At 68.0% G+C, this 25,140-nt stretch carries 11 protein-coding genes (1 of these 11 only partly in view); 7 read left to right on the top strand and 4 right to left on the bottom strand.

The genetic code is table 11. The annotated features are described in order from the left end of the window. Positions 1 to 2: 2 nt before the first annotated feature. Both ACLV74_RS20115 and ACLV74_RS20110 read right to left on the bottom strand, forming a co-directional pair. On the bottom strand, positions 3 to 1,529 hold the full coding sequence (locus ACLV74_RS20115) for a class I adenylate-forming enzyme family protein (RefSeq protein ID WP_411881188.1): 1,527 nt from the start codon (positions 1,527 to 1,529) through the stop codon (positions 3 to 5). A 26-nt stretch (positions 1,530 to 1,555) separates the two neighbouring features. Further along, positions 1,556 to 2,557 carry a tripartite tricarboxylate transporter substrate binding protein gene (locus ACLV74_RS20110; protein ID WP_411881187.1) on the bottom strand — a complete coding sequence of 334 codons (1,002 nt, stop codon included), beginning with the start codon at positions 2,555 to 2,557 and terminating at the stop codon, positions 1,556 to 1,558. Between the two features lie 157 nt (positions 2,558 to 2,714). Here ACLV74_RS20110 and ACLV74_RS20105 point away from each other — a divergent pair, with 157 nt between their 5' ends. The 5 genes from ACLV74_RS20105 to ACLV74_RS20085 all read left to right on the top strand — a co-directional run bounded on the left by ACLV74_RS20105 (position 2,715) and on the right by ACLV74_RS20085 (position 18,387). After that, a complete protein-coding gene (locus tag ACLV74_RS20105) occupies positions 2,715 to 3,542 on the top strand; it encodes an IclR family transcriptional regulator (protein ID WP_411881186.1) in 828 nt (275 codons plus the stop codon). 1,062 nt (positions 3,543 to 4,604) lie between these two features. Further along, positions 4,605 to 5,105 carry a hypothetical protein gene (locus ACLV74_RS20100; RefSeq protein WP_411881185.1) on the top strand — a complete coding sequence of 167 codons (501 nt, stop codon included), beginning with the start codon at positions 4,605 to 4,607 and terminating at the stop codon, positions 5,103 to 5,105. Positions 5,106 to 5,258: 153 nt separating this feature from the next. Continuing rightward, positions 5,259 to 7,835: a beta strand repeat-containing protein gene (locus ACLV74_RS20095; RefSeq protein WP_411881184.1), complete on the top strand. Its 2,577-nt coding sequence runs from the start codon at positions 5,259 to 5,261 to the stop codon at positions 7,833 to 7,835. A gap of 116 nt (positions 7,836 to 7,951) precedes the next feature. Then, positions 7,952 to 14,002: an SdrD B-like domain-containing protein gene (locus ACLV74_RS20090; protein ID WP_411881183.1), complete on the top strand. Its 6,051-nt coding sequence runs from the start codon at positions 7,952 to 7,954 to the stop codon at positions 14,000 to 14,002. Between the two features lie 32 nt (positions 14,003 to 14,034). Continuing rightward, positions 14,035 to 18,387 (top strand): beta strand repeat-containing protein, encoded by a 4,353-nt coding sequence (locus ACLV74_RS20085; protein WP_411881182.1) that lies wholly within the window; start codon positions 14,035 to 14,037, stop codon positions 18,385 to 18,387. Between the two features lie 340 nt (positions 18,388 to 18,727). Here ACLV74_RS20085 and ACLV74_RS20080 read toward each other — a convergent pair whose 3' ends face one another. Next, entirely contained in the window at positions 18,728 to 20,377 is a 1,650-nt protein-coding gene (locus tag ACLV74_RS20080; RefSeq protein ID WP_411881181.1) for a phospholipase D family protein, read from the bottom strand. 158 nt (positions 20,378 to 20,535) lie between these two features. After that, complete coding sequence (locus ACLV74_RS20075) at positions 20,536 to 22,464, bottom strand: ATP-binding cassette domain-containing protein (RefSeq protein WP_411881180.1); 1,929 nt, start codon at positions 22,462 to 22,464, stop codon at positions 20,536 to 20,538. A 184-nt stretch (positions 22,465 to 22,648) separates the two neighbouring features. Here ACLV74_RS20075 and ACLV74_RS20070 point away from each other — a divergent pair, with 184 nt between their 5' ends. Continuing rightward, positions 22,649 to 23,128, top strand: coding sequence for a (2Fe-2S)-binding protein (locus ACLV74_RS20070; protein WP_411881179.1), 480 nt, complete (start codon positions 22,649 to 22,651; stop codon positions 23,126 to 23,128). Further along, a protein-coding gene (locus ACLV74_RS20065; protein WP_411881178.1) for a molybdopterin cofactor-binding domain-containing protein crosses the window boundary here: on the top strand, positions 23,125 to 25,140 show its 5' portion. The gene runs 297 nt beyond the window's last position; the window shows 2,016 of its 2,313 coding nt (coding positions 1-2,016); the start codon lies at positions 23,125 to 23,127; its stop codon lies beyond the right edge, outside the window. Before ACLV74_RS20070 ends, ACLV74_RS20065 begins: the two co-directional genes overlap by 4 nt.

The raw sequence follows: 25,140 nt of genomic DNA, 5'->3' as shown, positions 1-25,140 counted from the left end.
TTTCAGGAGGTGGCGGCCGTGGTGCCGGCGGCCAGGGCTTGTTCGCGCACGGCGGTTTTGAGGACCTTGCCGACGGGGGAGCGCGGCAGGCTGTCGTGGAAGTGGATGTGTTTGGGTGTCTGCACCGGGCCCAGGCGTTCGCGCACAAAGCCGATCAGTTCGGCCTCGGTGGCGGCCTCGCCGCTGCGCAGCTGCACGGCGGCCTGCACGGCTTCGCCCCATTTGTCGTCGGGGATGCCGAAGACGGCGCATTCGTGCACCGCGGGGTGCTGGCCTAGGGTGTTCTCCACGTCGACGGGGTAGACGTTGAAGCCGCCGGTGATGACCATGTCTTTCAGCCTGTCCTTGAGGTAGAGGTAGCCGCGCTCGTCGATGAGGCCGCGGTCGCCGGTGTGCAGCCAGCCGTCGACGATGGTCTCGGCCGTCAGCGCGGGCAGGCGCCAGTAGCCGGACATCAGCAGGTCGCCGCGCGCCACGACTTCGCCGACCTCGCCGGCGGGCAGCAGCGTGCCGTCCGGGCCCATGACGGCGACGTCGCTGAACCAGGTGGCGCGGCCCACGGCGGCCCAGTTGCGTTCGTCCTCAAAATCCTCGGGCCGCATCACGGTCAAAATCTGCGGCGCTTCGGTCTGGCCGTAGGTGGTGCCCAGCACCGGGCCGAAGAAGGCGCGCACCTCGCGGATTTTTTCGGGGGGCATGGGGGCGCCGCCGTAGATCAGGCGGCGCAGCTTCGGGAAGTCGGCGCGCGACGCGCCCGGCAAGGCCATCAGCATGTAGACCAGGGTAGGCGGCATGAAGCTCACGGTGCCGCCCTTGTTTTTAAAGGCCGCGCGCACGGCTTCAGCGCCGGCGCCGGCCAGCACGATGTGGCAGCCGCCCTGCGCCAGGATGGGCAGCAGGTAGGTCGAGGTGCCGTGGGTGACGGGCGCGGCGACGACGTAACGTTCATGTTCGTCGAAACCCCAGGCGTGGATCTGGTTGCTGATGTTGGCCATCCAGGCGCGGTAGGTCTGCATCACGCCCTTGGGCGCGCCGGTGGTGCCGCCCGTGAACTTGATGGCCTGGGTGGCTTCGGGCGGCAGGCTGAAGCCGGGGCGGGGCGCGCCCGCGTGCCGCGCGCTGAGCGCGGCCAGCGTGGGCACCGGGTCGTCGCCGGCCGCCTGGCAATAAATGCGCGCGCCGGGCGCGCCTTCGAGCAGGGGGATGCAGGCCGCGTCCAGCACCAGGATGGAGGGCGCGGTCGCGTCGATGATGCGGCGTATCTCGCCGCGCGTGCTTTTGGGGTTGAGCGGCACCCACACCTTGCCGCAGGCCAGCACGGCCAGCAGCGCGGTGATGTGTTCGGTGCTGTTGCCGGCGCAGATGCCCACGCGGCTTTGCGGCGCCGGGTCCATCGCCACCAGCGCGGCGGCGAAGGCCGACACCCGGGCGGCCAGCGCGTCGTAGCGCAGTGTGCCTTCGGGGGCATCGATGGCGATGCGTGCCGGCCAGCGTTCGGCGGCGCGCCAGAAAAAATCAATCGGGAACATGCGGGTGGGTGTCCTTGTCTTCGGGCTTATTCGGGCCGGGCGCCGGACTGCTTGACGACCTCGCGCCAGCGTTGGGCCTCGGCCATGGTGAAGGCGCGCATCTGCCCGGGCGAGCCGGGCTCGGGCGTGGCGGCGAGGTTCAGCAGGCGCTCGCGCACCTCGGGGATCGCGAGCACCTTGCGCAGCCCGGCATTGACTTTGTCCACCACGGGCTTGGGCGTGCCGGCCGGCCCGGCCAGGCCGAACCACGACTGCACGTCAAAGCCGGGAAAGCCGGACTCGGCCACGGTGGGCACGTCGGGCAGCAGGGGCGAGCGCTGGGCGCTGGTGATGGCGATGGCGCGCAGCTTGCCGCCGCGCACATGCGGCAGGGCCGAGGGCGCGTTGTCGAACATGGAGTGCACCTGGCCGCCCAGCAGGTCCGTCAGGGCCGGCGCGCTGCCGCGGTAGGGCACGTGCATCATGGGGATTTTGGCGACCATCTTGAACATCTCGGCCGAGAGGTGGATGGACGAGCCGCTGCCCGAGGTGGCGAAGGTGACGCCGGTGGGCGAGGTCTTGGCGAAGTGCACGTAGTCGGCCACGGTCTTGATGGGCAGCTGCGGGTTGACGACCAGGATGTTGGGCACCTTGGCGATCAGGCCCATGGCCTCGAAATCCTTCAGCGGGTCGTAGGCCAGCTTGGCGTAGAGCGAGGCGTTGATGGTGTTGGCGATGGTGTAGACGTAGAGCGTGTAGCCGTCGGCCGGCGCGCGCGCGACGATCTCCGCGCCCAGGTTGCTGTTGGCGCCGGCGCGGTTGTCGACCAGCACCGGTTGGCCCAGCTGCTTGCCGAGCTCGGCCGCGACGATGCGCGCGACCACGTCGGTGGCGCCGCCGGCCGCGTAGCCGACGACCAGGCGTATGGGCTTGGCCGGCCAGGCGGGCTGGGCGCGCAGAGGCAGCGCGGCCGTGCAGGCGAGGGCGGTGAAGAGGGCGAGGGCTGCGCTGAAGGCGCGCCGGCGGCGCGGTGTGGCGTGAAAACGCATGGTGTCTGTCTCCTGTTGTTGGTATGCGAAACGTGTGCCGGGCCCCCCTGGGCGCTGTTGCGGGTGTTGCGGCGACAGGGAAATTCTTGACCAGCCGCCTTCAGGCCACAAACCCGAACGTCCGGCAGGCGGACGTTTGCTTCTATAGTCCCATGCCATGGCCTCCCTTTCCGGTAAATCCACCAGACCCTCTAAATCACCCGCCGCCGCCCCCGCCAATCCGCCTGATCTGCCCGACGACGGCGGCAGCCGCACGCTGCGGCGCGGCCTGCAGGTGCTGGACGCTGTGCTGCAAAGCGGCCGCGAAGGCCTGCGCGTGGTCGACCTGTGCCGCGCCGTGGGCCTGGAGCGCGCCACGGTTTATCGCCTGCTGGCCACGCTGCTCGAAGGCGGCTACGTCGCGCCGCGCGGGCGCTTTCGTTATGCCGCCGGGCCGCGCCTGGCCCTGCTGGCCCAGCCCGCGCCGCCGCCGGACTTCGCGGCACGCCTGCAGCCGGTGCTGGCGCGCGTGAGCAAGGCCTGCGGCGACGCGGCGTTTGCGATTGTGCGCGAGGGCCCCTTGTCGCACTGCATCGCGCGCCAGGTCGGCACCCACCCGGTGCAGATCCTGGTGATACAGGTCGGCACCCGCCAGCCCCTGGGCGTGGGCGCCGCCGGCCTGGCCCTGCTGGCCGCGCTGCCCGAAGAAGACGCGGCCCGCGTCGTCGCCGCCAACACACCGGCCCTGGGCCGCTACGGCGGCATGACCCCCGAACGCATGGACATCCTGGTGCGCGCCACACGCGAGCGCGGCTGGTCGGTCATCGGCAACCACGCCACCGAAGGCGTGCTGGCCGTCGGCATGGCCGTGCCTGGGCGTGACGGTGCACCGGCTGCGGGGATCAGCGTGGCTTCGACCATGGAGCGGATGCCGCTTGCCCGGCAGAAGCTGATTGTGCGGTCCATGCGGGAGGCGTTGGCGGCTTTGTTGCCGGAGGGGTTGTAGGCCGGGTCTTGCGCCGGCGGGCGCGCTCCCTTCCTCTTCTTAGACCTGCTGGCCGGGTCTCGCCCCGGCGGGCGAGGCACTTTTCTTTGCTTCGCCAAAGAAAAGTACCCAAAAGAAAGGCGACCCTGGTTGCTGCGTCCCCTGCGCTTCGCTCCGGGGCAACCTGCGGTGCTCAGTCCAGCCGGGGTCAAAAACAACTCGCCTGCGGCTCAAACAAGTTTTTGCCCTGATCCGCCTGGCCCTGCGCTCCTCGGCGCATCCACAAGGGGTGGGGTCAGGAATACCGAACAGCCAACAGCCAACAGCCAAGGCAATGCCGGTTTAAAGCATCTTCTCGGGTGCGAACGGCCCGATTACCTTCGGCATCAACTTCAGGCCCCAACTCGCATCAGGCTCCACCAGGGAATCCTTGAGTTGCAAGCCCTGTGGCGCGCGCCACACCATCTGGCCGCTGTCGAGCTCGTGATGGGCGCCGGCGGACAGCGTGGGCTCGATCAGGCGCGTGGCTTCCGCGAAGATGCCTCCCCGGCAAGTTCGCCGGAAAGTGTCAACCCTGTCCCCGCACACCCCTCAGCGATGTGGCTGGTCCCTACGGCGAAGCAACAAACCAGTCGCATGCCGGCCCACCCAGGCTGGCTGGACTCAGGGAGAGAAGCAGGCGGCCCGAAGGCGACTTTGGTGAGTGCATCAACACCCCCCCAACAAGCCCTTCCGCACCCCGGAAAGCCCGAGCACGCCTCAATCTGCAAGCCCGGATTTTTCTGTGAAATTTTCACCAAAAATTTGTAACCTATACTTGTGACGTTTTGTAAAAAACCAGTAGTGAATTAGGCCTACTCACTCCAGCCAGCCGCCTTGGCTGGGTGTAATCGTGAGTTTTTTACACAAAATCCGTGGTTTTTGCGTTATTTCCGGATGATTCGTGAACTAATCGAGCCACGATTTCCCCGCTAGTAACATAAAGTTACCACCTAAAACCTGTAGGCGCATACAGGTTGCGCGTTGCGCATTGCCGATCACCCGCGCCCTTTGCCGCTGATTTGTACCCAAAAAGGATTGACCATGAACCCCATTCTGAAAGTTTGTTTGTTTGCCGCCGGCCTGGCCATGGGCCAGGCGGTTCTGGCGCAGGCCTCTCCGGTGAGCTCCCAGCTCCTGGCGCAGCGCGTCGAGATGGTCGCCGGCAAGCCCGTGCTCAAGGCTGCCGGTGACGGCAAGCCGGGCGATGTGCTGCAGTACAGCGCCACCTACCGCAACACCGGCGCCGCCGCGGCAGCCAAGCTGCTGGCCACCGTGCCGGTGCCCCCGGGCACCACCTTCATTGCCGCCAGCGCCGAGCCGGCCCAGGCCCAGGCTTCCACGGACGGCTCCACCTTCGCGCCCATGCCTTTGACCCGCATGGTCAAGCAGGCCGACGGCAGCACGCGCAAAGAAAACGTTCCCCTGTCCGACTACCGCGCCCTGCGCTGGGAAATCGGCACGCTGGCAGCAGGCGCCACCACGGCGGTCAGCCTGCGCGTGAGCATCGATGCACCGGTGGTCGCATCGGCTGCCAAACCGTAACGCGGCCGGTTTCACCGCCGCCCCGCCCCTTTTTGTTAGTTGTTTGTCGATTCACCGTTGTCTTGTAGCCAGGAGAAAACCGTCATGTATGCCAACCCCCCGAGTCCGAGGCCATTAGCGCTTCCGCACTTCTTCACCCACTGGATCGTGGGTTTGTTCGTTGCTTTCGCCCTGGCGATGGCCGGTATGGCGGCGCACGCCGCCCCGCCGCCCGCCGGCACGTCGATCAGCAACCAGGCCTCGGCCACGTACTCGGACGCATCGGGCGTGACGCGCACGGTGACCTCCAACGTGGTGCAGACCACGGTGCAGCAGATCGCCAGCCTGACGCTGACCGCCAACGGCGCGCAGAACGCGACGCCAGGCAGCGTGGTGTACTACCCGCATACCCTGACCAACACGGGTAACGGCACGGACACCTTCAACCTGACCGCCGCCAACTCCGGTGGTACCTTCACGATGGCGAGCGTGCAGATATTCGCCGACAACGGCAGCGGTTCGCCCACGGGCGCCGCCATCACCACGACCGGCGCATTGGCCGCGGGCGGCATCTTCAAGTACATCGTGGTTGCCACCCTGCCCACCACGGCGACGGCGACGCAGACCAACCAAATCTCGGTGACCGGCACCAGCGTGTTCGACAACACGAAGACCCAGTCCAACACCGATACGACCACGGTCACGACCAACGCGGTCGTGACGCTGACCAAGTCGGCCAGCGTGTCCAGCGGCTCGGCCGGCACGGCCATCACCTACACCCTGACCTACACGAACACCGGTAACAGCACGGCCACCGCCGTCGCCATCACCGACGTCCTGCCGGCAGGCCTGACCTACACCCTAGGCACCGCGCGCTGGAGCGCCACCGGCGCCACCGCGCTCAGCGACAGCGGCGGCTCCAGCGGCACGGCGCCCAACACGCTGACCTCCGGCTACACCCTGGGCACCAAGACCCTGCTGGTGACGCTGAACCAGGTGCTGGCCGGCCAGTCGGGCACCATCACCTTCGGCGCGACGGTTGCCGCGGGCACCGCGCCCGGTACGCTGAACAACACCGCGACGACGTCGTACAACAACGGCGCCACCACGGTGACCGGCGGCTCCAACACGGTGCCCTTCACGGTCCTGCAGACGGCCAACGTGACGCTGACCGGCACCACGGTGCCCGGCCCGGCCGCACCCGGCTCGACGGTGAGCTTCACCAACACCGTGACCAACACCGGTAACGGCTCGGACACCTTCAACATCACGCTGAGCCCGGGCAACTTCCCGGCAGGCACGACCTTCCAGCTGTTCAAGAGCGACGGCGTCACGCCGCTGGTCGACACCAACAGCGACGGCACGGTCGACACCGGCCCCCTGGCTGCCGCCGCCACCTACAACGTGATCCTGAAGGCCACGCTGCCGCCTAACGCGACCAACACCGGCGCGCCGTTCATCATCGTGAAGACCGCCACCTCGGTGTTCGACTCGACCAAGACGGCCACCACCAACGACCAGCTGACCGCCGTGGCCAACTCCGCGGTTGACGCGACCAACAACCTGCCGACCGCTGTGGGCGTTCCCGGCGTGGGCGTGTTCGCCAACGGTGAAGGCGCCGCGCAGGTCACCAACACGCTGAACCCCGGCGCGTCGACGACTTTCACGGTCGTGGCCAACAACACCGGCCCGTCGCCTGACAGCTACAACCTGGGCGCCAGCACGGTGAACACCTTCGCCAGCGTGACGCTGCCGGCCGGCTGGACGGTGAGCTTCCGCGCCGACGGCGGCGCGGGCAACTGCTCGACCACCGGCGCGACCATCACCAACACCGGTTCCGTGGCCGCCGGCGGCAACGTCGTCGTCTGCGCGGTGGTTGGCGTGCCTGCCGGCTTCGCCGCCGGCACCACGCAGCTGTACTTCCGTACGCTGTCGCCCACGTCGAACGCAACGGATACGCTGCATGACGCAGTGATCGTCAGCGCTGTGCGCTCCATCACCATGACACCCAACGGCGCCGGCCAGACCTATCCAGGCGGCTCTTACGTCTACAGCCACACCTTGACCAACACCGGCAACGTGACTGAAGGCAACGGCACGGTCAGCACCGTGACGCTGGCCGGCTCGAACAACCAGGCCGGCTGGACTTCGGCGCTGTACTACGATGCCAACGCCAACGGCGTGCTCGACGCGACCGACCCGCAAATCAGCGGCGCGCTGAGCGCTGCGACCGTCCTGCCCGCGGGCCTGGCTCCCGGCGCATCGATCACCGTGTTCAACAAGGTGATCGCACCGAGCGGCGCAACGCCCGGCGCTGTGGACGCCACGACCATCACGGTGACGACCAGCAACGGCAGCTACGTGACGACGATTCCCGCCGTGGCCACCGCTGTTGACAGCACCACCGTGATCGCCGGCAACCTGACGCTGACCAAGGCGCAATCCCTGGACACGACCTGCACCGGCGCCACCGGCGGCACGGTTTACGCGGCGGCTTCCCTGAGCGCGCGTCCCAACCAGTGCGTGCTGTACCAGATCACGGTGACCAATGTGGGATCGGCGAATGCCACCACGGTCGTCGTCTCTGATGCGACGCCGAGCTACACGACGCTGAGCAGCGCGGCGGCCAGCACGGTAGGCACCGCGACCGGCCCCGCAGCGGGCGCCGCCGGCACCGTCACCGCGACGATCGGCACCCTGACCCCCGGTCAGTCGGCTGTCGTGACTTTCGGTGTGCGGATCAACCCGTAATCCACCTCTGACCTCTTGCGCGGGAAGCGAAAGCTTCCCCGCTTTTCAAAGGGCACGACCGCGTGCCCTTTGGAAAGCGACGTCCTGCCGCAACCCGAACCATCCATCCGCCCCACATGCTTTTTCGCCTGCTGCGCAAACTGCTGATCTCCTGCATGTTGCTGCTTTTCTGGGCAGCGGCACAGGCGGCGCCGACTCCGGCGGGGACGATGATCACCAGCGCGGCCAGCGCAACCTTCACGGACACGGCGACCGGCTTTTCGATACGCATCAGCTCCAACATCGTGAACACCGTGGTGGGGCCGATGGAGGCGCTCACGCTGACCAACAGCCAGAACCGGCTGGTCGGCGTCGGCTCATCCTTCACCATCAACCACAACCTGGCCAACACCGGCAACGTCACCACCAACTACCTGGTCACGGCCAGCGTGGCCGGCGGCAGCGGCTTCACGCCCCTCAATGTGCAGGTGGTGCTGGACGTCAACGGCAACGGGCTGGTCGACGCCGGTGAGCCTGTCGTTCCCGCCGGCGGCGTGGTCCCCCTGCCCATGGGCGGCACCGCCGGCCTGCTGATCACCGGCCAGATACCGGCCGGCGCGGTTCCCGGGCAAACGGCGCAACTCACCCTGCGCGCGGTCAGCCAGCTGCAAAGCGCCACGGCGACGAATACGGACACGATCAACCTGACCAACGGCGCGGCCGTTCAGGTCAGCTACTCGGCCTCGACCGCCACAGCCGTCCAGAACGTGGCGCTCAGCTTCACCGCGCGGGCCACCAACAACGGCAACATGGCGGCCAGCCCGGCCAATGTGACCGTCAACGGCGCGCCGGCCGCGCTGTTCATCCTGCGCGCGCCCGTGCCAGGGAACACCGCCTTCACCTCGGCGTTGCCCGCCACCAACCCCGGCGCGCAGACGCTGTACCACCTGCTGGGCGGCGCAGCCAACAGCTACGTCACCGCGGTGCCGGCCGGCGCCGTGGTGGATGCGGTGGCCTGGTCGCTTCCCACACTGGCCCAGGGCGCGCTGTTCCAGGGCAAATTCAACGTCATGGTCAATGACAACGCGGCCGGCAATGTGACCGGCACCGCCTACGCCGACTGGATCGACGCCGCCGCCCCGCTGACCACGGCCAGCAACACGGTGGTGCTGCTGCTGCCCGGGCACGCGGCCGGCATCTTCTTCTATACCAACAACAACTACACGAACAAGGCCACGCAGAGTATTCCCGGCAACGCCCTGTATGTGCAGACCGACGCGTCCATCTGCAATGCCGACCCGGTGGCCATCGGCACGGTGGACGTCACCCTCGTCAGCCAGCTCACCCGCGACTCGGAAACCTTCACCGCCGTGGAGACCGGTACCAACACCGGCATCTTCCGCATCCTGCCCAGCGTTCCCACCGCCAACGCGGCCACGCACATCGTGGCCTCGGGCAACGGCATCCTGGAAGTGCTGCGCAACGACACGGTGACCGCCTCCATCACGGCCTGCGACGGCATCTCGGTGTCGGCCAGCACCTCCTTGCTGGTCGACCCGTCCGGCACGGTCTACAACTCGCTGACCAACCAGCCCATCGCCGGCGCGACGGTGCGGCTGATTGACGTGAGCGGCGCGGGCAACGGCGGCAACCCCGGCGGGCCGGCCACGGTGTTCCTGCTCGACGGCCTGACCCCGGCGCCCAGCACCATCGTGACCGGCGCCGACGGCGTTTATGAATTTCCGCTGGTGCTCAACAGCAATTACCGCCTGGCGATCACGCCGCCCGCGGGCTTTTCCTTTCCCTCGGTCTCGCCGGCGGCGCTGCAGCCGGCCGGCCGGGGCATAGACACGCCGGGCTCCTATGGAGGCGAATTCGTGGTGGCGGGCGCGCCGGTGCATTTCGACGTGCCCATGGATCCCGGCGCCGTCGCGGGCGGCCTGTTCATCCAGAAAACGGCCAACAAGAAGACCGCCGAGGTCGGCGACTTTGTCGACTACACCATCAAGTTCAACAACTTCGGCTCGGTGCCGCTGCTCGCCACCGTGGTCAGGGACAACCTGCCGGCCGGCTTCGCCTACGTGCGCGGCACCTCCCGGCTGGACGGCGCACCGCTGGCCGACCCGGTCGGCGGCGCCGGCCCCACGCTGCGCTTCACCGTGGGCGACATCGCCGTCCACGCCCAGCCCGTGCTGACCTACCGCGTGCGCGTCGGCGCCGGCAGCATGAGCGGCAACGGTGTCAACACGGCCCAGGCCGGCAGCGGCGGGGTGAGTTCCAACATTTCCAGCGTGCGTGTGCAGGTGGTGGCCGGCGTGTTTTCCAACAAGGCCTACGTGATCGGCAAGGTGTTCGCCGACTGCAGCCGCGACGGCGTGCAGGACGCGGGCGAGCCGGGCATTCCCGGCGTGCGAATCTACCTGGAAGACGGCACCTACGCCGTGACGGACGAAGAGGGCAAGTACAGCTTCTACGGCCTGGAGCCGCGCACCCACGTGGCCAAGGTGGACAACACCACGCTGCCCGCCGGCGCCACCCTGGCCGTGCTGAACAATCGCAACGCTTTCGACGGCGGCAGCCGCTTCGTGGACACCATCAACGGCGAGCTGCACAAGGCCGACTTCGCCATCACCGAATGCACGCCCGGCATCCACGAACAGATCGCGGCGCGTCGCAAGGCGCTGGGCAACCCCTCGGAAATCACCCAGGCCGCCGGCTCGCTGCTGCAGGCCAACCGCGGCGCCGTCGCGGCCGACAGCCGCACGCTGCCCGCCGCCGGCGCCATGGGCCTGCCCGGCGCGCAGCAGAACAATGCGGGCAGCAACGCGGTGGCGGCACTGCCGGGCACCGCGGGGAACCTGGGCGCCGTGGGCGACACCGGCGGCCCCATCGCACCGAACGCGCGCCTGCCCAGCCCCATTTACACGCCGGCCATGGCCTTGCCCGCGCAGCCCGCGGCGCCCGCCGCAGAGGCCGCCCCGGCCGAGCAGGCGCTGCAGCCCCTGGAAGACCTGTTGCCGGACCTGAACGGCGAGACCGCCTTCGTCGGCCTGGTGGATGACCAGCTGCTGCCCGTGGCGCAGACCCGGGTCCGCGTCAAGGGACCGCTGGGTGCGCGTTTTGAACTCACGGTCAATGGCCAGCCCGTGCCGGCCACGCAGGTCGGCAAGAAGAGCAGCCTGGAAAAGAACAAGGTCCTGGCCTGGGAATACATCGGCGTCGACCTGAAGCCCGGCCGCAACACGCTGGCCGTGCGCGCCATCGACAGCTTCGGCAATGCCCGCGGCACGGCGCAGCTCACGCTGCGCGTGCCCGGCGCGCTGGCCAGGATAGAGATCGCCGCGCCGGCGCAACTGATCGCGGACGGAACCACCGCCGTGCCCATCACCGTTTCCCTGCGCGACGCCCAGGGCCTGCCGGTGGCCGCGCGCACCCAGGTCAGCCTGCAGGCCAACCTGGGCCAATGGCAGACGCCCGACCTCGACGCGCGCCAGCCCGGCACGCAGGTGTTCGTCGAAGGCGGCGAAGGCCGCTTCCTGCTGCTGCCGCCGGCGCAACCCGGCAAGGCAGAGCTCGTCATCAGCTCCGGCACCGTCAAGTCCGTGGCTTCCATTGAATTCATGCCCAACCTGCGGCCCATGATCGCCGCCGGCATCGTCGAAGGCACCATCAACCTGCGCAGCCTCAGCCCTTCGGCCATGCAGCCCGCGCAAAGCGGCGACGTGTTCGAGCGCCAGATCCAGAGCAGCGCGCAAAGCCTTCGCGGCGGCAAGGGCGACGCCGCCGCGCGCACCGCGCTGTTCCTCAAAGGCAAGGTACTCGGTTCTTCGCTGCTGACGCTGGCCTACGATTCCGACAAGCCTGGCGACACCGCGCTGTTCCGCGACATCCAGCCCAACCAGTTCTACCCGGTGTACGGCGATTCGTCCGCGCGCGGCTTTGACGCGCAGTCCACCGGCAAGCTCTACGTGATGCTGCAAAACGGCAGCAACTACGCGCTGCTGGGCGACTATTCGACCCAGAGCGACAACGCCGCGCGCCAGCTCACGCAGTATTCGCGCGCCCTGAACGGCGTGAAGGGCCGCTACCAGGAAGGCGCCGTCACCGTGGAGGGTTTTGCCAGCCGCACCTCGACCACGCAGCTGGTGCAGGAATTCCGCGCCAACGGCACCTCCGGCCCCTTCCTGCTCAACATCAACGGCGTGGTCAACAGCCAGCAGGTCAACATCCTCACGCGCAACCGCAGCCAGTCTTCGGTCATCGTCAACGACACGCCGCTCACGCAGTTCACCGACTACGAAATCGAGCCTTTGAGCGGCCGGCTGCTGCTCAAGTCGCCGGTGCCCAGCGTGGACCCCGACCTCAACCCCGTCTTCGTGCGCGTCAGCTATTCGGTCGATGCGGGCGGCATCAAGCACTCGGTCGCCGGCGGCGAAGCCCGCGTGCAGGTCACGCCGGCCATCACGCTGGGCGCGTCGGCCATGCGCGACACCGACCCGGCCAACCGCCAGAGCCTGGACGGCATCAACGTGACGGCCCGCTTCGGCGAAAAAACCGTGGCCACGGGTGAAATCGCGCGCAGCACCACGGACCTGCAGGGCAACGGCTCCGGCCACCGCGCCGAGATACGCCATGAAGACCAGGCGCTGCAGGCGCGCGCCTGGGCCGCGGAAACCAGCACCGGTTTCTACAACCCCAACAGCGTGCAGTCCGCGGGCCAGTCGGAATACGGCGCCAAGATCGGCTACGCGGTGGACGAGAAGAACCGCATCGTCGGCGAAGTGCTGCGCACCACCAACGGCGTCAGCGGCGCGGCGCAAACCGGCGCCGAGCTCAAGCTCGAGCACAGCATGGCCGGCAACATCAAGGTGGAAGTCGGCGTGCGCTACAGCAGTTCCAACACCGCCGCGGCGCTGTCCGGCCCGGCCCTGCCGGGCTCCACCGTGCCGATCACGCCGACGGCCGCCATGGTGGCTGCGGGCACCGCCGAAGAAGTCGGCACCACCACCGCGCGCGTCAAGGTGACCGTGCCCGTGCCCGACGTGCCGCAGGCCGACGTCTACGGCCTGGCCGAGTACGCCATCGACGGCAGCGGCGGCCGTGAAGTCGGAGTGGGCGGCAACTATGCGCTCAACGCCACGACGCGCATGTACGCGCGCCACGACTTCATCAACAGCCTCAAGAGCATCTACACGCTCAACACCTCGACCTCGCAATACACCACCGTCGCCGGCATCAACACCGAGCTGACCGACAGCACGCAGCTGTTCAACGAATACCGCATGGGCGACAGCATCAACGGCCGCAGCAGCGAAGCCGCCGTCGGCCTGCGCAAGCTCATGCGCCTGGACAACGGCGTGGGCCTGACGGCCAGCGTGCAGCGCATCAAGCCGATTTCCGGCGTGGTCGTCGACGACTCCAGCGCCGTGACGCTTGGCGCCGACTACACGGCCGCCGCCACCTGGAAGGCCTCCGGCCAGGTGCAGTGGCAGACCTCGACGACCTCCAGCAGCTGGCTGCTCACCGGCGCGGTGGCGAACAAGCTGGACGACAGCTGGACCCTGCTCAACCGCGGCCTCTACAGCGAACAGTCCAACCTCGCCGCCGGCGGCGGCAAGCGCGAACTGATCACGGCGCAGTCCGGCGTGGCCTACCGCCCTGTCGAGACCGACGTGTGGAACGCGTTGGGCCGCATCGAATACAAACAGGATTCGGACAGCACGCTGGGCCCCGGCCTGAACCGCGATGAGTCCGGCCTGATCCTGTCGACGCACCTCAACGTGCAGCCCAACCGCAACTGGATCATGAGCGCGCGCTACGCCGCCAAGTGGGGCACCGACAAGTCCAACGGCATCACCAGCCGCTCCTTCACGCAGCTCATAGGCGGCCGCTCCACCTGGGACCTCACGCAGCACTGGGACGTCAGCCTGCAGGCCTACCGCATGTGGGGCGACGGCGCCGCCGAAACCGCCGTCGGCGTGGAAGTCGGCTACCTCGCCTGGAAAAACATGTGGGTGTCCGTGGGCTACAACGTCAAGGGCTTCAAGGCCGCGGACATGACGGGCGAGGCCTATACCCAGCGCGGCCTCTATCTGCGTGTACGCTTCAAGTTTGACGAGAACCTGCTCGGCGACCCGGCCGCCGCGGCCGCGCCATCCACCTCCCGCACGGCGGCTCCCCAATCATGATGCTTTTTCAACGCCCCGTTTCCCGCCCAGGCATGCCACGCAAGCCGGCGCCTTCGCGCGCCCTGGCGCGCGCCGCATGGGGCGCCGCCTTGCTGCTGCTGGGCGCGCCCTGGGCGATGGCGCAGACGACTTTTAACTACACCGGCGCGGTGCAGACCTACACCGTGCCCGCGGGCGCGGGCGGGGTCACGATCCAGGCCAATGGCGCGGGCGGCGGCAGCGGCGGCAACGACTCCAACGGCTGGGGCGGCGCCGGCGGCGCAGGCGCCAGGGCCTCAGGCACTTACTATGCGGCGCCCGGAACCGTGCTGAATATTTATGTGGGGCAAGGCGGCCGGGCAGGCAACACCTCGCAGGGGGCTTTCACCTGCGCCAATGCGGCCGGCGCGGGCGGCCTGGCCGGCGGCGCCGCAGGGTTTGCGGGCGGCTCCGGCGGGCAGGCCGGTTGCGATGGCTGGTCCGGCGGCGGCGCCGGCGGCGGTGCCGCCAGTGTGGTGGCCACGGCTGCCAATGCCCGGCTGGTGATCGCCGGCGGCGGGGGCGGCGGGCAGGGCGGCGCCCTGGACGTGCTGGGCCGCGCCGGTCTGGCCGCGCCGGCCACCCCCATAGGGGCGCTGCCGGGTTCCGCAGGCGTCGCGGGCAACACACGCGTCGGCGACGGTTCGGGCGGTGGTGGCGGCGGCGGCGGCTGCCCCGGCGGTGCGGGCGGCGCGGAGCTGGTAGACAGCAGCGGCACCAACAACACCCAGCAGTCCAGAGGCGGCAGCTCATGCAGCGACACCGCTGTGGTGACGACTTTCAGCGTGACCGCGGCGGGCGCTGCCGGCGGTGCTTCCGTCACCGGCTCGGCGCCGGCCGCCGGAAATAATGGCGGCAACGGCTCCGTCGTCATCACTCCCGTCAATCCGACACGGAATCTCAGCAAATCCCAGCCCAGCCCGGCGCTGGCCCTGAACAGGGACAGCGTGTACACGCTGACGGTGACGGCCACCACCACGACGCCATTTTTCACCGCCACCGTGACGGACCGCCTGCCTGCCAACCTGACCTATGTCAGCGGCGCGGGCACTGGCTGGACTTGTTCGCTGGCGGGGACTCTGGTGACCTGTAACTACAGCAGCACCATTGCCGCTACAAGTGCCTCGGTCGACATCACGGTGAGGCCGACGACGATTGCTGCGGTGACCAACCGCGCTTCGGTCGGCGCCGTGGGCAATGCCGCCCCGCCTACCGCCGGCAATTGCACGGGATTGAATGCGCCCAACGCGGGTTGCGCCCCGCCGGTGACCAATACCCCCACCAACGCGATCCTGAACCTGGTCAAGTCGGCGCCCAGCCCGGCCTTGAAAGTCGGCAGCAACAGCGCCTACACCCTCACGCTCACCAACACGGGCACGACGGTGAGCACCACGGCGCGCATCACGGATCAATTGCCGGCCAACTTGACCTATGTCAGCGGCACGGGCACGGGTTGGACCTGCTCGACGGCACCCGGCGGCGGCGGCACGCTGGTGACCTGCGACTACACCGGCAGCATCGCCACCGGCGGCGGGACGGCCGCCGTCGTCATCACGGTCACGCCCACCAGCACTGCCAGCGTGACCAACTATGCGTCGGTGGACCGAACGGGCGGCACGGCCACACCCACACCCACCACCTGTACCGCCGCCAACACGCCGAGTACCGGTTGTGCTGCGCCGGTGACCAGCACGCCCACCATCGTGATCCTGGGCCTGGTGAAATCCCAGCCTGCGCCGGCTTTGCGGACCGGCATCAACAGCGCCTACACCCTGACCGTCACCAATACCGGAACGGCCGCCACCGCCACGGCGCGCGTGCTGGACCAGTTGCCTGCAAATGTGACCTACGTGAGCGGCACCGGCACGGGCTGGACCTGCACCCCGACGGCCAGTGGCGGCGGCACGCTGGTGACCTGCAACTTCGCCGGCACCATCGCGGCCGGCGGCAGCACCTCGGCCATCACCATCACGGTGGCACCGACCAACACCACCACGGCGATCACCAATTACGCGTCCGTCGATCCCGATGGCGGCGCGACGCCGCCGGTTCCCACCACCTGCACGGCGGCCAATACCCCGACGGACGGTTGCGCCGCGCCGGTCACCAGCAGCGTGGTGCTCGGCCTCGTGAAGTCGGCGCCAACGCCTGCGCTCAGCGTCGGGATCAACAGCGCCTACACGCTGACCGTGACGAACAGCGGCAACGCCGCGGCCACCACTGCCCGCGTGCTGGACCAGTTGCCCGCCAACATGGCCTTCGTCAGCGCCACCGGCACCGGCTGGACCTGCACGCCCACGGGCGGCACCCTGGTCACCTGTAATTTCAGCGGCGTGATCGCGCCCGGCGGCACCGCCGTGATCACCCTCACCGCCACGCCGACAAGCGTGGCGCCGGTGACCAATTTCGCGTCGGTCGACACTACCGGCGGCACCGCGCCGCCGACGGCCGGCAGCTGTACCGCGGCCGATGCGCCCAGCGCGGGCTGCGCGGCCCCCGTCACCAACACACCGACCAGCCCCGTGCTGGGCCTGGTCAAATCCAACCCCAGCCCGGCGCTGCAGGTGTTCACCAACAGCGCCTACACGCTGACCGTCACCAACAGCGGCACCGCCGCGGCCACGACCGCCCGCATCCTGGACCAGCTGCCCGCCAACCTGACCTATGTGAGCGGTGTGGGCACCGGCTGGTCGTGCTCGGCAGCCGGCGGCGGCGGCGCGCTGGTGACCTGCAACTACAGCGGCAGCATCGCCGTGGGCGGCGGTACATCCGCCGTGGTGATCACCGTGACAGCCACCAGCAATGCGGCCACCACCAATTACGCCTCGGTGGACCCGACAGGCGGCACCACGCCGCCCACGCCCACCAGCTGTACCGCGGCCAACACGCCGAGCGCGGGCTGCGCCGCCCCCGTCACCAGCACCGCCGGCCGGGGAATCGCGGGCACCGTGTATGCCGACGTGAACCACAACAGCAGCCTCGAAGCCAGCGAGTCGGGCATAGGCGGCGCCAGCCCCCTGTTCGTCAAGCTGGTGCCTTTGTCCGGCGGCGTCTGCACCGGCCCGGCCCTGGCGGCGGCATCGGTGACCCTGTCCACCGGCGCCTACAGCCTGTCCAGCGTACCGGCAGGCAACTACTGCCTGGTGCTCGACGGCAACGGCACCCTGAGCGACGTGACGCCGGCAAACCCCGCCGGATGGATAGGCACGGAAAACCCCACCGGCGTGATCCAGCTGACGGTCGGCGCGGCGCCGCCGGCGCCGGAGAATTTCGGCCTCTATAACGGCAGCACGCTGAGCGGCAATGTGTTTGCCGACAACGGCGCCGGCGGCGGCACCGCCAACAACGGCGCCAAGGCCGGCACCGAAGCGGGCCTGGCAGGCATCGCCGTCAACGCCATGCAGGGCGCGACCACGGTGGACAGCGAACCCACCGCCGGCGACGGCAGTTACATCCTGTGGGTGCCGGCATCCACCACCGGCACCGTGGTCATCACGCCCGTGCTGCCGGCCGGCTACACCGCCACCGGCGGCTCGGCCGGCACCACGGGCGGCACTTACACCCGCCCCAGCGTGAGCTACACCGCCGGCTCCGGCCTGGCCCGCACCGGCATCAACTTCGGCATGGTGCCGCCCAACACCCTGGGACCCAACGGCGCGCAGACGGCCCAGCCCGGCACGGTCGTGTTCTACACCCATAGCTACAAGGCCGGCACCGGCGGGCAGGTTACGTTCTCCATGGCCAATACCGCCACGCCGGCCAGCCCGGCCTGGAGCCAGGTGCTCTACCAGGACAGCAACTGCAACACGGCGCTGGATACCAGCGAGCCGCAGGTCACCGCCGCCATCACCGTCACGGCCGGGCAAACGGTTTGCCTCATCATCAAGCAGTTCGTGCCCGCCGGCGCCAACCAGGGCGCGCAGAACAGCATCACGCTGAGCGCCGCCTTCAGCTACACCAACTCGGCCCCGGCGCTGGCCGTCAGCACCCTGGTCGCCACCGACATCACCACCGTGGGCCAGGCCGGCGACCTGTCACTGGCCAAGCTGGTGAGCAACATCACCCAGGCCATCCCCGCCGCCACCAGCGTGAACGCCAGTCCCGGCGACACGCTGCAATACACGCTGACGGCGACCAACAACGGCACGCTGCCGCTGTCCACTCTCTTCGTGAGCGACTCCACCACCGCCTTCACGGGGTTTGTTTCCGCGGCCTGCCCGGGCACCTTGCCCACGGGCATCACCGGCTGCACGGTGACGACGCAACCGGCGGTGGGGGCGCAAGGGGCTTTGAAGTGGACGTTTACCGGGTCGCTGGCGTCCGGGGCGCAGTTGATCGTGACTTATCGGGTGAAGGTGGATCAGTAGGCCGGGTCTTGCGCCGGCTCTCCGCGCCCTTGCCCTCTGCTGAGGATGGCTGGCCGGGTCTCGCCCCGGCGGGCGACTTACTTTCTTTTGCTTCGCCAAAAGAACGTAAGCAAAGAAAAGGCGACCCTGGTTGCTGCGTCCCTCCGCTTCGCTGCGGGCAACCTGCGGTGCTCGGTCCAGCCGGGGTCAAAAACAACTCGCCTTCGGCTCAAACAAGTTTTTGCCCTGATCCGTCTGGCCCTGCGCTCCTCGGCGCATCCACAAGGGGTGGGGGCAGGAATACCGAACAGCTAACCCGAATACAAATATCGAATACCTTGGAGCTTGAGGAAGAATCGATTTAAAGCATTTCATCCGGCGCAAACGGCCCAATCACCTTCAGCATCAACTTCAACCCCCAACTCGCATCAGGCTCCACCAGGGAATCCTTGAGCTGCGAGCCTTGTGGCGCGCGCCAGACCATCTGGCCGCTGTCGAGCTCGACGTGATACGCGCCGGTGGACAGCGTGGGCTCGATCAGGCGCGTGGCTTCGGCGGAGATGGCGCGGTTGCGGATGACGATGGCGATCTCGCTGTTCTGCAGCTGTGAGCGCAGGTCCAGGTTCATCGAGCCGACCACCAGCAGGCGGTCGTCGATCACCACCACCTTGGAATGCAGGCTGGCGCGCGAGCCGCTGGTGGAGCCGCCCGTGGAGCCGCCGCTCAGCGCGGACGAGCCGAAGCTTGAGAAAGAGCCTTGCTGCTCGGCGCGCATTTCATACAACTCTATGCCCATGTCCAGCAGCGCCTTGCGGTAGCGCGCGTAACCGACGTGCGCGGCAGGCGCGTCGTTGGAGGCCAGCGAGTTGGTCAGCACGCGCACGCGCACGCCTCGCTGGCGCAGTTCGGTGAATTCTTTCATCATGCGTTCGCCGGGTACGAAGTAGGGCGAGACGATCAGCAGATTGCTTTGGGCCTGCGACATCAGCTGCAGCAGGCCGTCGACCGTGGTGTCCTGGGATTCTTCGGTGGTGTCGGCGTCGGCGGCGATTTTGGAGGGTTTGTCCGCCAGCATCACGGAAGGCGCCCAGGTCCAGGTCAGCAGGCGCAGGTCCGTGGAATCGGGCAGCGCGGCGGCTGAAGCGACGGACGCCGCGGAGGCATTCGACTCGGCGATGGCGGCCTGTGTGGCGGTCGCCAGTGCCGCCGGGTCCTCCTGGTTGAGGTTGGCGGGTTTGGCACCGGGGGGCGGCTGCTTCATGGCCTCGATCTCTTCGGCCGTCATCAGCGACTGCACCGGGTAGGCCAGCGGGTTGTTCCAGTACTGGTCGAAGCTGGCGGACAGGTCGCGCGCGATGCGGCCGGCCGCGAGCACGTCGATGTCCACAAAATTCGTGCCCTTGCTCTGGCCGAAATAGGTTTCGCCGAGGTTGCGCCCGCCGGTGATGGCAACGGCATTGTCGGCCACAAAAATCTTGTTGTGCATGCGCCGCTGGATGCGCGCGGCGTCCTTGAGGTTGCTCAGGATGCGCAGGGCCAGCGAGCCGCGGCCGCCTGGCAGCGGGTTGAACAGCCGCAGCTCGAAATTTTTCTCGAACGCGAGCTTGAGCACCTGGGCGTTCTTGCCCGAGGTGTTGAAGTCGTCCAGCAGGATGCGGATGCGCACGCCCCGGCCTGCGGCCTCGCGCAGGGCCTCGAACATGCGCTCGGTGGTGTCGTCGGCAAAGATGGCGTAGTACTGGATGTCCAGCGTTTTCTGCGCCGCCTTGATCAGGGTCATGCGGCTGGTGAAAGCCAGTTCGGCGTCGCCGACGAGTGCAAAGCCGGAATCATTGCGGGTTCCGGCCTTGGCGGCGCGCTCGGCCACCAGGGCGCCCAGGCGGGTTTCCGACGGTTTGGCCAAAGCGGTCGAGACCGGCCTGTCCACTTCGCTGGGCAAGGAGGCGCATCCCGTGATCCACAAGCCCATGAACAGCAGGGCCAGCCAGCGTGAAGCGGAAGCGGCAAACATGTGCGATCGGGAAAGGAGGGCGTGGCCGGCGGGAACAGGTATGGACATGATGCGGCCACTGTAGCGTAAGCAGGTGTATTTACGACCTGCCAAACCGGCGTATCCGTCCACTCTTTTTGTAGGCGCCCGGCTCGACAGCGAGCCGGGCGCCACGGGCTTCAGGAGGACAGGGCTTCCCAGCGCTGCAGCGCTGCCATCAGTTCTTCCTCGATCTTGCTGTTGCGCGCGTTGAGCTCGGCGGCCCGCTTGGCATTGGTGGTGTAGAGCGTGCCGTCATACAACTCCTGCTCAATCGCCTTTTGCTGCGACTCGAGTTGCTGGATCAGCGCCGGCAGGCCGTCGAGCTCGCGCTGCTCCTTGTAGCTGAGCTTCTTTTTGGCGGAGGTGTCGCCCGTGCCTGCATCCTTTTTGGGCTCGCTGCCGGTTTTACCGGACGGCTTGGGGACGGATGCCGCGGGCTTGTTGCTGCCGGTGATCTGCGCGGCGCGCTTGGACTGGGTGATCCAGTCGGTCACGCCGCCTTCGTATTCGCGCCAGAAGCCGGGGTTCTCGGGCGTGCCTTCATAGGCAATGGTGCTGGTGACCACGTTGTCGAGGAAGCGCCTGTCGTGGCTGACCAGGAAGACCGTGCCTTCGTAGTTCTGCAGCAGGTCTTCCAGCAACTCCAGGGTGTCGATGTCCAGGTCGTTGGTCGGCTCATCCAGCACCAGCACGTTGGCCGGCCGTGCGAACAGGCGCGCCAGCAGCAGCCGGTTGCGCTCCCCGCCCGAGAGGGTGCGTACCGGCGAATTGGCGCGCGCGGGCGAGAACAAAAAGTCGGTCAGGTAGCTCTTGACGTGTTTTTTGGCGCCGTTGATTTCCACCCATTCACTGCCGGGGCTGATGAAATCTTCCAGCGTGGCGTCCAGGTCCAGGCTGTCGCGCATCTGGTCGAAGTAGGCCACCTGCAGGTTGGCGCCCTGGCGGATCTTGCCGGGCGGCGTGGTGACGTCGGGCTGCAACTCGCCCAGGATGAGCTTGAGCAGCGTGGTCTTGCCGGCGCCGTTGGGGCCCAGCAGGCCGACCTTGTCGCCGCGCAGCAGGGTGCCGGTGAATTTGTTGACGATGATCTTTTCGCTGCCGGGGTGGCCGAAGCTTTTACTCACATCGGTGAGTTCGGCGACGATCTTGCCGCTTTTCTCGCCGCTGGAGACGTCGAGGTTGACGCGGCCGACGGCGTCGCGCCGGGCCGCGCGGTTGTCGCGCAGCGCTTCAAGGCGGCCGATGCGGGCCACGCTGCGGGTGCGGCGCGCTTCCACGCCTTTGCGTATCCAGACCTCTTCCTGGGCCAGCAGCTTGTCGGCCTTGGCGTTGATGACGGCTTCCTGCGCCATCTGCTCTTCTTTTTGCACCAGGTACTGGGCGAAGTTGCCGGGGTAGCTGTTCAGCTTGCCTCGGTCCAGCTCGACGATGACAGTGGCGACCTGGTCGAGGAAAGCCCGGTCATGGGTGATGGTGATGATGCTGCCGTTGAAATTGACCAGCAACTCCTCCAGCCACGCGATGGAGTCCAGGTCCAGATGGTTGGTCGGCTCGTCGAGCAGCAGCACGTCGGGCTTGGCGACCAGCGCCTGGGCCAGGGCCACGCGTTTTTTGGTGCCACCTGAGAGGGAGCCGACGATGGCGTCCTTGTCCAGGTGCAGGCGGTGCAGGGTTTCCTCGACGCGCTGCTCCCAGGTCCAACCGTCCAGTGCCTCGATTTCGGATTGCAGGGCGTCCAGGTCGGTGTTTTCGTCGGCCGCCAGGTATTGCTCCACCACGTGGCGGGTGCGCGCCAGTCCGGCGCTGGCTGCGATGAAGACGGTGGCGTGCGGATCCAGGCTGGGCTCCTGCGGCACATAGGCGATGCGCAGGTTCTGCTGCAGCTGCAGCGTGCCATCATCGGGTTTTTCGAGGCCGGCGAGGATTTTCAGCAGGGACGACTTGCCGGTGCCGTTGCGGCCTATCAGGCCTATGCGCTGGTTGCTCTCAAGGGAAAAATCTGCGTGGTCCAGCAGTGCGACGTGCCCAAAAGCGAGTTGGGCGTCCAGTAAGGTAATAAGTGCCATAAGGGGCCAGATTATCCGCCCCTGCCGTGACGGCGCCCATTTCCCCGCCGCGGCAAGGCCATCGGCAGTCCCGGGCCGGCGCTTGGCAAACCGGCAACAGCGATGTGGCGCCGCCGCCCTATCGCCTCCCGGAGCTCGTCTATATAGTCTCTGATTCCGGCGACGCATCGCTGAGGGAGGCTTTGTGGAACTGCAGATCAATGGCCAGCTCATCCAGGCCGACGCCGATGCCGGCATGCCCTTGTTATGGCTGCTGCGCGATGTGTTGAACATGACCGGCACCAAGTTCGGCTGCGGCGTGGCGGCCTGCGGCGCCTGCACGGTGCGGGTTGACGGCCAGGCGGTGCGCTCCTGCGTGGTGCCGGTGTCCGCCGTGCTCGGCAAGCGCATCCAGACCATCGAGGCGCTGGGAACACCGGACAAGCCCCATGCCCTGCAGCTGGCCTGGATCGCCGAGCAGGTACCGCAATGCGGCTATTGCCAGTCGGGCATGCTGATGGCGGCCGCCGCCTTGCTCGACAAGACCCCCAAGCCGACGGATGCCGACATTGACGCGGCCATGACCAATATCTGCCGCTGCGGCACCTACCAGCGCATCCGCGTGGCCATCAAACGGGCGGCCGGCATGGCGCCCGGCGGCGCGGTGAAGAAGGCGAAGGCATGAAAAGGCGGGCCTGGTTGTTCAGCGCGGCGGGTGCAACCGGCGCCTTGCTGGTCGGCTGGAGCGTGCTGCCTGCGCGGTCGCGCCTGGGCAGCGCGGCCCGGCCCTGGCTGGCCGGCGCCTCGCCCGACCTGACGGGCGTGGTCTTCAATGGCTGGATCAAGATACGCGCCGACGGCGGCGTGGTGCTGGCCATGCCGCGCAGCGAAATGGGGCAGGGCGTGCACACGGCGCTGGCCATGCTGGTGGCCGAAGAGCTCGATGTGCCGCTGGCGCGGGTCGGCGTGGAGCAGGCCGGCGCCGACACGATTTACGGCAATGTCGCGATGCTGGTCGGCAGCCTGCCTTTACACCCGCTGGAGGTGGACGACTACGCGGCCGAGGGCGCGCCCAGGGTGCGGCCAGTCAAGGTCCGGCTCGGCGAGTGGATGGTAGGCAAGCTGGCCCGTGAGCTGGGCATCAACGCTACGGGCGGGTCGTCCAGCGTGGCCGATGCCTGGGATGTGCTGCGCACGGCGGCGGCCACGGCCCGGGCCTCCTTGCTGGGCGCTGCTTCGCTGGACTGGAAGCTGCCGGTGGACGAACTCAGCATCAGCAAGGGCGTTATTTCCCATCCGTCGGGGCCCTCGGCGCACTATGGGGAGCTCGCAAAGTTCGCCGCGGCGACGCCGCCGGGCGAAGTGAAGCTCAAAAGCCGCAAAGACTGGACGCTGATAGGGCGCAGTCCTCCGCGCCCGGACTTGCCCGCCAAGGTCAACGGCACGGCCGTCTTTGGCCTGGATGTGCGCCTGCCCGGCATGCTTTACGCGGCGGTCCGGCTCTGCCCCATGCTGGGCGGCTCGGCTGGCACCATCCATGCCGATGCAGCGCAGGCGCTGCCCGGGTTTGAGCGCCTGGTGCGTCTGCCGGCCTATGCGGGCTCCACTGCCGGCTTCGCCGTAGTGGGAAAAACCTGGTGGCAAGCGCAGCAGGCGGCTTTGGCGGTGCCGGTGGATTGGCAACAGCGCCCGGCGGGGCCTCTGGACAGCGCGCGGATCGGTCTGGCGCTGCAGGCTGCGCTCGATGGCGAAGAGGGTCACATTTTTTATGAAAAGGGTGATGCCGGCAAGGCCGAAGCGGCCGCCACCCGGAAAATCGACGCGCTGTACGGCGCTCCATACCTGGCCCACGCCACGCTGGAACCCATGAACTGCACCGCACAGGTCAAGGACGGCAAGGTCTGGCTCTGGGCGCCCACGCAGGTGCCGCAAATGGCGGTGGCCGCAGCCGCACGGGTGGCCCGCGTCACGCTGGAAGACGTCCAGCTCACCGTGACGCTGCTCGGAGGCGGCTTCGGCCGCAGGCTGGAGGTGGATTGCGTGGCCCAGGCCGTGCGGATAGCCCTGGAATGCGGCGGCCGGCCGGTTCAACTGATCTGGTCGAGGGAGGAAGACACCACCCATGACTTCTACCGGCCGATGCAGCGGGCCAGGCTCAGCGCGGCGGTGGATGCGGCCGGCCAGGCTGCCAGCCTGCAAATCAAGTCGGCCGGGGATGCCATCACCCCGCGTTGGCTGGAGCGCAACGTCCCGGCGCTGGCCGCGCCCGTGGAGACGCCCGACAAGAGCGCCGCGGAGGGCTTGTTCGACCTGCCCTACGGCTTTGCCCACCAGAAGATGTCGCACATAGCCACGCGCTCCGGCGTGCCTGTGGGTTATTGGCGCTCCGTGGGACATTCGCACAATGCCTTCTTCTCGGAGAGCTTTATGGACGAACTGGCCCTGGATGCGGGGCAGGATCCGCTGGCTTTCAGGCGCTCCTTATTAGAAGAAGCGCCCCGGCACCTGGCCGTTCTGGATCTGGCTGCCATCAAAGCGGGCTGGGGCACAGCACTGCCCGCCGGAAGGGCCCGTGGCTTGGCCCTGCATGAATCCTTCGGCTCCATCGTGGCGCAAATAGTGGAGGTGTCCCTGCAAAACGGCGCGCCGCGCGTTCACCGCGTTGTCTGTGCAGTGGATTGCGGCACGGTCGTCCAT

It is taken from the genome of Polaromonas sp. YR568 (assembly GCF_943369415.1).
Taxonomy (GTDB): Bacteria; Pseudomonadota; Gammaproteobacteria; order Burkholderiales; family Burkholderiaceae_C; genus Polaromonas.
This window is presented reverse-complemented; position numbering and strand designations above follow the sequence as displayed.

Coding starts and splice junctions, on each gene's coding strand:
- ACLV74_RS20115 (WP_411881188.1), bottom strand. CDS start 1,529: ATGTTCCCGATTGATTTTTTCTGGCGCGCCGCCGAACGCTGGCCGGCA.
- ACLV74_RS20110 (WP_411881187.1), bottom strand. CDS start 2,557: ATGCGTTTTCACGCCACACCGCGCCGCCGGCGCGCCTTCAGCGCAGCC.
- ACLV74_RS20105 (WP_411881186.1), top strand. CDS start 2,715: ATGGCCTCCCTTTCCGGTAAATCCACCAGACCCTCTAAATCACCCGCC.
- ACLV74_RS20100 (WP_411881185.1), top strand. CDS start 4,605: ATGAACCCCATTCTGAAAGTTTGTTTGTTTGCCGCCGGCCTGGCCATG.
- ACLV74_RS20090 (WP_411881183.1), top strand. CDS start 7,952: ATGCTTTTTCGCCTGCTGCGCAAACTGCTGATCTCCTGCATGTTGCTG.
- ACLV74_RS20085 (WP_411881182.1), top strand. CDS start 14,035: ATGCCACGCAAGCCGGCGCCTTCGCGCGCCCTGGCGCGCGCCGCATGG.
- ACLV74_RS20080 (WP_411881181.1), bottom strand. CDS start 20,377: ATGTTTGCCGCTTCCGCTTCACGCTGGCTGGCCCTGCTGTTCATGGGC.
- ACLV74_RS20075 (WP_411881180.1), bottom strand. CDS start 22,464: ATGGCACTTATTACCTTACTGGACGCCCAACTCGCTTTTGGGCACGTC.